Source organism: Ruegeria sp. SATB045, assembly GCF_059613525.1.
Window position 1 is genome coordinate 497,632 of the sequence record NZ_JBXWSR010000012.1, and the last position, 9,282, is coordinate 506,913.

5 protein-coding genes and 1 pseudogene are annotated in these 9,282 nt (G+C 56.6%); all 6 read left to right on the forward strand.

All coding sequences use genetic code 11. From position 1 onward, the window contains the following. Positions 1-2 precede the first annotated feature (2 nt). Positions 3-1,880: a type VI secretion system baseplate subunit TssF gene (gene tssF, locus AC2FNR_RS04170; protein WP_496848152.1), complete on the forward strand. Its 1,878-nt coding sequence runs from the start codon at positions 3-5 to the stop codon at positions 1,878-1,880. Beyond that, on the forward strand, positions 1,844-2,911 hold the full coding sequence (gene tssG, locus AC2FNR_RS04175; RefSeq protein ID WP_170356379.1) for a type VI secretion system baseplate subunit TssG: 1,068 nt from the start codon (positions 1,844-1,846) through the stop codon (positions 2,909-2,911). Before tssF ends, tssG begins: the two co-directional genes overlap by 37 nt. Before the next feature lie 5 nt (positions 2,912-2,916). Further along, positions 2,917-5,634 (forward strand): type VI secretion system ATPase TssH, encoded by a 2,718-nt coding sequence (gene tssH / locus AC2FNR_RS04180; protein WP_496848170.1) that lies wholly within the window; start codon positions 2,917-2,919, stop codon positions 5,632-5,634. Between the two features lie 61 nt (positions 5,635-5,695). Continuing rightward, positions 5,696-6,931, forward strand: a complete 1,236-nt coding sequence (locus AC2FNR_RS04185; RefSeq protein WP_170356380.1) for a hypothetical protein — start codon at positions 5,696-5,698, stop codon at positions 6,929-6,931. Between the two features lie 67 nt (positions 6,932-6,998). Further along, a complete protein-coding gene (locus tag AC2FNR_RS04190) occupies positions 6,999-7,853 on the forward strand; it encodes an ion transporter (protein WP_496848153.1) in 855 nt (284 codons plus the stop codon). Beyond that, positions 7,846-8,322, forward strand: a pseudogene (gene tssB / locus AC2FNR_RS04195) (type VI secretion system contractile sheath small subunit); the annotation flags it as partial. The gene AC2FNR_RS04190 and the pseudogene tssB, both read left to right, overlap by 8 nt. Positions 8,323-9,282: the final 960 nt, after the last annotated feature.

Below are 9,282 nucleotides of genomic sequence, written 5' to 3' on the forward strand. Positions count from 1 at the left end.
TAATGGACACCCGGTTGCTTAAGCACTACGAAACCGAACTCGCCTTTCTACGCGAAATGGGGGCCGAGTTTGCGGCCGCCTACCCCAAGATCGCGTCGCGTCTGGGCATGGAGGGGATTGAGGTCGTCGACCCCTATGTAGAACGGTTGCTGGAAGGCAGCGCCTTTCTGGCGGCCCGGGTTCAGTTGGAACTGGACATGCAGTTTCCAGCCTTTACCTCGAACCTTCTCGAAATCGTGTATCCGCATTATCTGGCCCCTACGCCCTCGATGATGATTGCCCAATTCGAGCCTGACATTGGCAACGCTGCGCTAAAAGAAGGTTATGAAATTCCCCGTGGTACGACGCTGCGTTCGCATTTGGCCGAAGGCGAACAGACAGCTTGTGAGTTCACGACCTCAGCCGATATGACGCTGTGGCCCATCGAGATTACCGAGGCCGAGTATATCGACGGTCGAGGTGAACTGGTCGCAGCAGGGGTCGCAAAAGAAACTGACGCACGGGCTGGTATAAGGCTTCGTCTCAATCGGACCGATGGCGAGCCCATGTCAGAGCTGGCCTTGGACAGGCTTGTACTGCATCTGGACACTCAAAGCGGCAAAGCTTGGGCGCTGCACGAACTTCTGGCGACACAATGTGTCGGTTTGACAGGACGGTCGACGGATCGACGTGCTGACTGGACCGTCCGCTTGACTGGAGCGGATGCGGTTCCCAAAGGGTTTGAACGGGAAGAGGCCCTATTGCCGACGCCGCGCCAATCCTTTGATGGCTACCGGTTGCTTCAAGAATATTTTTCAATGCCTGAACGGTTTCTGTTCGTAGAGCTGACAGAGTTGCAGCCAGCGTTGCGGCAATCAACGGGTACCGATGTCGACATCTACGTTCTGTTGCGCGACGGGATGCGTGATGTTGCTCCGGCGGTCGCACCTGCAGCGTTCGCGTTGAATGCTGTTCCTGCCGTCAACTTGTTCCGTCGCAGATGCGACCGGGTGCACATTACCCAAATGGATATCGAACATCACGTCGTTCCTAACCGAACAGCAGGGCTGGACTTTGAGATTTTCGCGATAGACCGGGTAACTGGAATTCAGTCTGACGAGGAAGGGGACATCCCGTTTCGTGCCTTCTACAGCGAAACTGATCTGACGGCTGCGGGCGATAATCATTCGGCCTACTACACGATCAAACGCCGTATGCGTCAGCGCAATGAAAAAGAACGTCTGCGCGGCGTGCGCACCTCGTATCTTGGATCCGAGGTGTATCTGTCTCTGGTAGACCGGGCCGAAGCACCTTATCCGGGAACGCTGGATCAGTTGGCGGTCGAGGCTTTGTGTTCGAACCGCGATCTTCCCATGCTTCTGGCAGCAGGAGGCGCGGATGTTTTCCACTTGCCCGAAGGGGGCCCAGTCAAATCCGTGCGCACTCCGGTGACGCCCACACGCCCTCATGCAACGCTGGCACAAGGCGATGCGGCCTGGAAACTGATCAGCCATCTGAGCCTGAACTACTTGTCCATCGCCGGCGACGGCAAGGAAGGCGGCGCTGGGGCGCTGCGCGAATTGTTGGGAATTTACGCCCCTCTGGGCAACCGCGTGACGGAAAAGCAACTAGAAGGTGTTGTTTCCGTTAGCAGCCGTCCGATTGTACGGCGCATGAGCGACGAAGTTCTCAGCACCGCCGTTCGCGGGCTCGAGATCACATTGGGCTTTGACGAAAGCTTTTATGAGGGCACCAGTGTTTATGTTCTGGGTGCGGTACTGGAACGGTTTTTTCGAAAGTACACAACCATCAACAGCTTTACGGAAACTGTTCTTAAGACCGAAAGACGAGGAGAGATTGCCAGATGGCGACCAGCGGCGGGCCTGGGCAGGGTCATTTGAACCTGCTTGCCGCTCTGGCGGCACATCCTGAAAGGCATCACGTCTTTCAGGCGCTTCGCGTGATCGAGGCGCATTACGCCGACGCGCCGCGTCTGGGTGAATCCCGCCGTCCGCACGAAGACAAGGTGCGACTGGGTCAGGACGTGTCGTTGGCCTTTCCGCCCACCACGCTGACCCGGTTCGAACCGGCAACGGACGGCGCACCCGGTAAGCTGAGCAATTTGTTTTTTGGCTATTTCGGCCCGCAAGGGCCTTTACCGCTGCATCTGACGGAATTCGCTCGAGACCGGTTGCGTAACCACCGAGATCCGACCTTTGTCGCCTTTACCGACATGCTGACGCATCGAATGATGAGTTTGCTTTACCGGGCATGGTCGGCCGCTGAACCAGCCCCCAGTTTTGACCGTGGGGATGATCCCTTCGAACAACGCGTTGCCGCTTTGGCCGGGTTCAAGGGAGACGGGTTCGATGACCGGGACGAAATGCCTGACATGTTGCGTCGGTTTTTCGCCGGACATCTGGGATCAGGAACCAAGACCGTCGAAGGGCTTATCGCGATTCTGTCTGATTATTTCGGCGTCGAGGCTCATGTGCAGCAATTCGTCGGCAGCTGGCTTGAACTTGAACCCGACGATACATGGCAGTTGGGTGGACCCGCGCGTTTGGGGCAGTCCACAAGTATTGGCAACCGGGTCTGGTCGCGCTCTGCCAAGTTTCGCATCCGACTGGGGCCGGTCTCTTTCGAGGATTACAAACGCCTTCTGCCCGGAGGTTTATCGCAAAAACGGCTCGAGTCCATTCTTCGCACGTATGTCGGAGATACACTGGATTGGGAGGTCAATCTGGTGTTGGCCGGTGACGAAGTCCCACGCGCCTCGCTAGGCGGTACAACGCAGCTGGGCCATACAAGCTGGATCAGAACCCGCGACGACCCGGATGAAATGCGTCCGGATGTCGACGATCTGATCCTCTACCCCGGATATATGAACCAAGAATTTGAGGCCGCTGAACCGGTCCATAACGAGAGGTAATGAAGATGACGGAAATCAGCCGCGTGTCGCTGTTCGGCAAGCTGAACAAGCTGGGCTATCAGGCGATCGAAGGGGCCACCGTGTTCTGCAAGATGCGGGGCAACCCTTATGTCGAAATCCAGCACTGGCTGCACCAGATTCTGAACGGTCAGGACAGTGATATTCACCGCATCATCCAGCACTATGATTTGGACCCCGGCAAGATCGCGTCCGAACTAACCCGTTCGCTGGATATGTTGCCGCGTGGGGCGTCCTCGATCTCGGACCTAAGCGATCATCTGATGGACGCGATGGAGCGCGGCTGGGTCTGGGGCTCGCTTCTGTATTCCGACAGCAAGGTGCGCACCGGCTATCTGATCCTTGGTATGCTGAAGACGCCTGCGTTGCGCAACATTCTGGCCAGCATGTCGCCAGAACTGGCCAAGATCGGTGCCGATGATCTGGCCGACAAGTTTGCCGAAGCCACCGATGGCTCGCCCGAGGACACGCTGGGCGCGCAGGATGGTTCAAACGTCGGTGGCGGGGCCGAGCCGGGCGAGGCCAGCGGCGCGATGGCCCCCGGTGCCATGGGCAAGGGTGAGGCGCTGGAGCAGTTCTGCACCGATCTAACCGAACAGGCTCGCAACGGTGAGATTGATCCGATCGTGGGTCGTGACGAAGAAATTCGACAGATCGTCGATGTGCTGATGCGCCGCCGTCAGAACAACCCGATCCTGACGGGTGAGGCTGGAGTAGGTAAGACCGCCGTGGTCGAAGGGTTCGCTCTGCGGATTGCGCGCGGCGACGTGCCGCCCGCGTTGAAAGATGTACGCCTGTTGGTGCTGGATGTGGGCCTATTACAGGCCGGTGCCTCCATGAAAGGCGAGTTTGAAAACCGTCTGCGTCAGGTGATTGACGAGGTTCAGGCCAGCCCGACGCCCATCGTGATGTTTGTCGATGAAACCCACACCTTAGTCGGGGCAGGGGGTGCCGCAGGAACTGGCGACGCGGCCAACCTGCTGAAACCGGCACTGGCGCGCGGTACGCTGCGCACCATTGGCGCGACCACATGGGCTGAATACAAGAAATACATCGAAAAAGACCCGGCTCTGACCCGGCGATTCCAAGTTGTACACGTCGAAGAGCCCGATATCCCCAAGGCGGTTCTGATGATGCGCGGAATTGCCTCGATGCTGGAAAAACACCACCGCGTGCAGGTGTTGGATGAGGGGATCGAAGCGGCCGTTACGCTTTCCGCCCGCTATATCCCCGCACGGCAGTTGCCGGACAAATCGGTCAGCCTGCTGGATACGGCTTGTGCGCGTGTCGCGGTGTCTCAGCACGCGGTGCCGGCCGAGGTGGATGATAGCCAACGCCGGATTGAGGCCCTGACCACCGAGTTGGAGATCATCGAACGGGATGAAACCGCCGGATATGACGTGGCCGACCGTCGCGAGGCGGTGAATGCCGCAAAAGAGGCGGAGGAGACGCGTTTGGCCGAACTCAACGGGCGTTGGGAGGCTGAGAAGAAAGTGGTCGAGGAAATCCTCGACCTGCGGGCCAAGCTGCGCGCAGGCGGGCAGGAGGTCGAAGGCACCGGCACTGCAGAGGGCGAAGCCGCGACCGAAGAAGCGCCGGATGCACAACCCATCGACCGCGATGCGCTGCTGGCGGAGCTAAAAGCCAAGAACACCGAGTTGGAAGAACTGCAGGGCGACAGCCCCCTGATCTTGCCCATCGTTGATCATCAGGCGGTGGCGAGTGTCGTTGGTGATTGGACTGGCATCCCCGTGGGTCGAATGGTCAAGGATGAGATTGAAACGATCCTGAACCTTGAAACCCGTCTGGCCCAACGCGTCATCGGTCAGGACCACGCGATGAAGATGATCGCTAAGCGGGTGCAGACCAGCCGCGCGGGGCTCGACAATCCCAACAAGCCCATCGGTGTCTTTATGCTCGCAGGTACCTCGGGCGTCGGTAAAACCGAAACCGCGTTGGCGCTGGCCGAGGTGCTTTACGGTGGTGAACAGAACGTCATCACCATCAACATGTCCGAATATCAGGAGGCCCATACGGTCAGCAGCCTGAAAGGCGCGCCTCCGGGTTATGTCGGCTATGGCGAGGGCGGCGTATTGACCGAGGCGGTGCGGCGCAAGCCGTATTCCGTTGTGCTGTTGGATGAGGTTGAAAAGGCCCACCCCGACGTACACGAAATCTTCTTTCAGGTCTTCGATAAGGGCGTGATGGAGGATGGCGAAGGCCGCGTGATCGACTTCAAGAACACGCTGATCCTGCTGACCTCGAATGTCGGCACCGAAATGATCATGGATATGTGCGCCGATCCCGACCTGATGCCGGAACCCGAAGGCATGGCTAAGGCGCTGCGCGACCCGCTGCTGAAAGTGTTCCCACCTGCGCTGCTGGGACGTCTGGTGACGATCCCATATTATCCGCTCAGCCCCGATATGCTGGGCGAGATCACCAAGCTGCAACTGGGCCGCATTAAGAAACGCGTGCAAGAGGCGCACGGTGTGCCGTTCGAGTACACGGATGCGGTGGTCGAAGAGATCGTCAACCGCTGTCAGGAATTGGATAGCGGAGGGCGTATGATCGACGCGATTGTGACCAACACGATGCTGCCCGATATCTCGGCTGAATTCCTGAAAAGAATGATGGATGGCCAAGAAGTTAGCAAAGTCGTGATCAATGTCACAGACGGCGACTTCACTTATGGATTTGACTGAGCGAGACCGCGCTTTGACGGATCACAAACCAATAGAATTTCGCCAGTGGAGGACCCCCTAGATGGCAAAGACAACAGTCACCAAACATAAGTTTTACGTCGTTGATCTGATCCGATCGAAGCCCAAGCTGGAATACATCGAAATCCCGAAATACCGGGTCGATGTGGCGTTTGAAATCACGAAATCGGGCAAGCTCAAGAAACCCGATCCGGTGCCCTCGACGGCGTTGAAACGTTTGGAAGACGCCGGCCGGCAAGTGCTGGATGATTACGAAAAGACCATCACTCAAGAAGCTATCAAGCTGGACAAGAAGGTCGGCGAATTGATGAAGACGCCTGGGAAAAAGTCCCAGGCTGAAGCTGAAAAGCTAATTCAAGGCGTCAACCAGTCGATCAAGAATGCCATGGCTTCCGCCGAAAGCGCGGCCCAGGTGGCGATCGAAAAAAAGCTGAAAGATGAGGCCAACAAAGACAAGCTGCTGAAAGAAGCGCGCGTCAAAACCACGGTCAAAGTGACCATGGGTGTGGTCAAGATCAGCGGAGCCGTCGCGCGTTTGGTCGCAACTTCAGGTGCGGATGCGATGGCGTATAAGACCATCGCCAAGCAGGTCTATTCTCTGGGCAAAGAACTTCAGCAACAGCTGAAGGGCGAGGAAAAACTGCGTAAGGATCTGTACAAGGCTATCCAGAACTACATGAAGCTGCGCGAAAGCGTCATCATGCAGGCGGCAGAGCGTCAGGGCATTACGGATACTTCGGGTATTTCTGTGAAAAAGCCTCTGGAAGCGATTAAGAAGTTCACCGCCAAAGCGGTGGCGATGGGTGAGGAAGTCACCAAAGGCAAAGACCCCAAGACAATCGCAAAGAACATGCTGGATTTTGCGGCCAAGGCAGTCAAAGGCAAGGCGGATGACGCCAAGAAAGCCAGAGAGAAATATCGCGAACACACGACGAAGACGCGGCATAAAGTTGATGACCTGGGCGCATCTGCAGACAAGCTTATGAAGGCTGCCCGAGGTTCGAAAACCCTGAAAGAAGGCATCAAACTGGGCGCGGAGTGTATGAATGTTAAACGCTCGGCCAGTGAGTTGTCGAAAAAGCTGGAAGATCGGGAAAATTTCCTGACCGAAATGAACACTCTGATGGAAGGTAACGGACTAAAGGTGGATGACACAGCGATCATCGACAAGATCAAGGCGCTGGACAAGAAAACGATCGCGACAGAAGCCAAGAACATGTTCACCAACATCAAGACCGTGAAAGGTATGATCGACAATATCAGTGATGCTGTAGGATGATCGACATCTAAAAAGGCCGGGCGCATCACACGAGCGCTCGGCACCAGCAAGACGACAGGAGGCAAGGGTGGAAGACGGTATCGAGAAGAGCGAAACGCTCCGCGAAACCGTGCGCGCGTTCGTCGAACGCAAGGCGGTAACCAACACAATTCTGGGTGTGATCATTTTCAACGCAATCACGTTGGGACTGTCCACCTCACCTTCGGTTCAGGCCAATATTGGCCATGTCCTTCGGGTTATCGATACTGTCGTGCTGGGAATTTTTGTGGCTGAATTGCTGCTCAAATTCTACGCTTACCGTCTGAGCTTCTTTAATAACGCCTGGAATATTTTCGATCTTGTGGTTGTAACGCTTGGCTTGCTGCCTAACCGTGATGGGTTGTCGGCGCTTCGGGGGTTGCGTGTTATTCGCGCGATGCGCTTGCTGTCAGTCATTCCGCAGATGCGGTCGGTGGTGCAGGCGCTGCTGGACGCGCTACCTGGGATGGGCGCGGTGATCATCATGATCTCGATCGTGTTCTATGTCTTTGCCGTCATGGCCACGCTGATGTACGGCCCAGATTTCCCCGATTGGTTCGGTACGCTGGGCCGGTCGCTTTACACGCTGTTCCAGGTCATGACGCTGGAAAGCTGGTCGATGGGCATCGTACGTCCGGTGATGGACGTGCATCCGACGGCCTGGATATTCTTTGTCCCCTTCATCGTCATAACTGCCTTTTCGGTATTGAACCTGTTCATTGGCCTACTGGTCAACACGATGCAGTCGGCGGTTGAAGACGAGTCAGTGGAAGAGTTTTCGCACCTTCGGGACCTTGTTCGCAGTGAAACGGATATCGTGGACGAACACGTGATGGAGCTTATGGTCGAGGTTAAAGCCCTCCGCCGCGAGGTCGCGGAATTGAAAGGACAAGGCAATGGCTGACAACTCGCAAAAGTTCATTGCGCGTAACCGGGCGCCGCGCGTTCAGATCGAATATGACGTGGAATTGTACGGGGCCGAAAAAAAGGTCCAACTTCCGTTTGTGATGGGCGTGCTCAGCGACCTGTCCGGCAAATCCAACGCCGAGACGCCCTCGGTATCCGATCGCAAGTTTCTTGAGATTGACGTCGACAATTTCGATGACCGCATGAAGGCGATGGCCCCGCGCGTCGAATTCGCGGTGCCGAACACGCTGACCGGCGAGGGCAACCTGTCGGTCGATCTGACATTCGAGAAAATGGACGATTTCAACCCGGCCCAGATCGCCGCCAAGATCGAGCCATTGCAGAAGCTGCTGGATGCACGAACGCAGTTGGCTACTCTTATGGCGTATATGGATGGCAAGGCAGGTGCAGAGGCGCTGATCGAGAAGATCTTGGCTGATCCTGCGTTGTTGGCAACGTTGGCCAGCAGTCAGGTTGTTCAGCAAGATACACAGACAACACTCGATGACCTGCGCGAAATGGCGCCAGAGGAAGCTCCTGATGATCGCTCGGTCGCCGATGCTTTGGCCTCTCTGCCCGACGCTGAAATTGAAGAGCCCACAGATGACACGTCAGATGTCTTATCAAATCTTTCCGCTGCTGCCCCGCAAGACGCACCGGAAGACAGGTCTGTGGATGACGCCCTAGCTTCTTTGCCCGAAGCTGTCGATACTGACACTCCGCAGGATGAGTTTGCGGATGTGCTTTCAGATTTGGCGGAATCCGCTCCTGACGACGCACAACAGGATCGGTCGGTCGAAGAGGCCTTGTCTTCGGTTCCTGAGGTGACACATGAAGACGTCGAGGATGATACCACGGGTGTTTTGTCTGATCTGGCGGATCGCGCACCGGAAGAAGTTACAGCGGATGATACTCTCGAAGACGCATTATCGTCGTTGCCTGAGGTCGAAGACACAAGTTCGGCCGATCACTCGGATGTCTTGTCAAACCTCGCCGATGCGGCGCCAGAGGATGAGGCGTTGGACACCAGTTTGGATGATTTGCTGGGCGATCTGGCCGACATGGCTCCTGATGAGGACACAGCCGACGAAAGTTCTGCGGCAGAGGCTCTGGCGTCATTGCCCGATGTGGCGGATGTCGCGGATGCCGATGACAGTGACGATGTTCTGTCCGATTTGGCCGATGCAGTTCCTGATGACGATCCGGAAGACACCAGTTTAGATGACTTGCTGGGCGATCTTGCTGACATGGCTCCTGATGAGGACACGTCCGACGAAAGCTCTGCGGCAGAGGCTTTGGCGTCGTTGCCCGATGTGGCTGAAGTCGAGGATTCCGATGACAGTGACGATATTCTGTCCGATTTGGCCGATGCAGTTCCTGATGACGATCCGGAAGACACCAGTTTAGATGACTTGCTGGGCGATCTT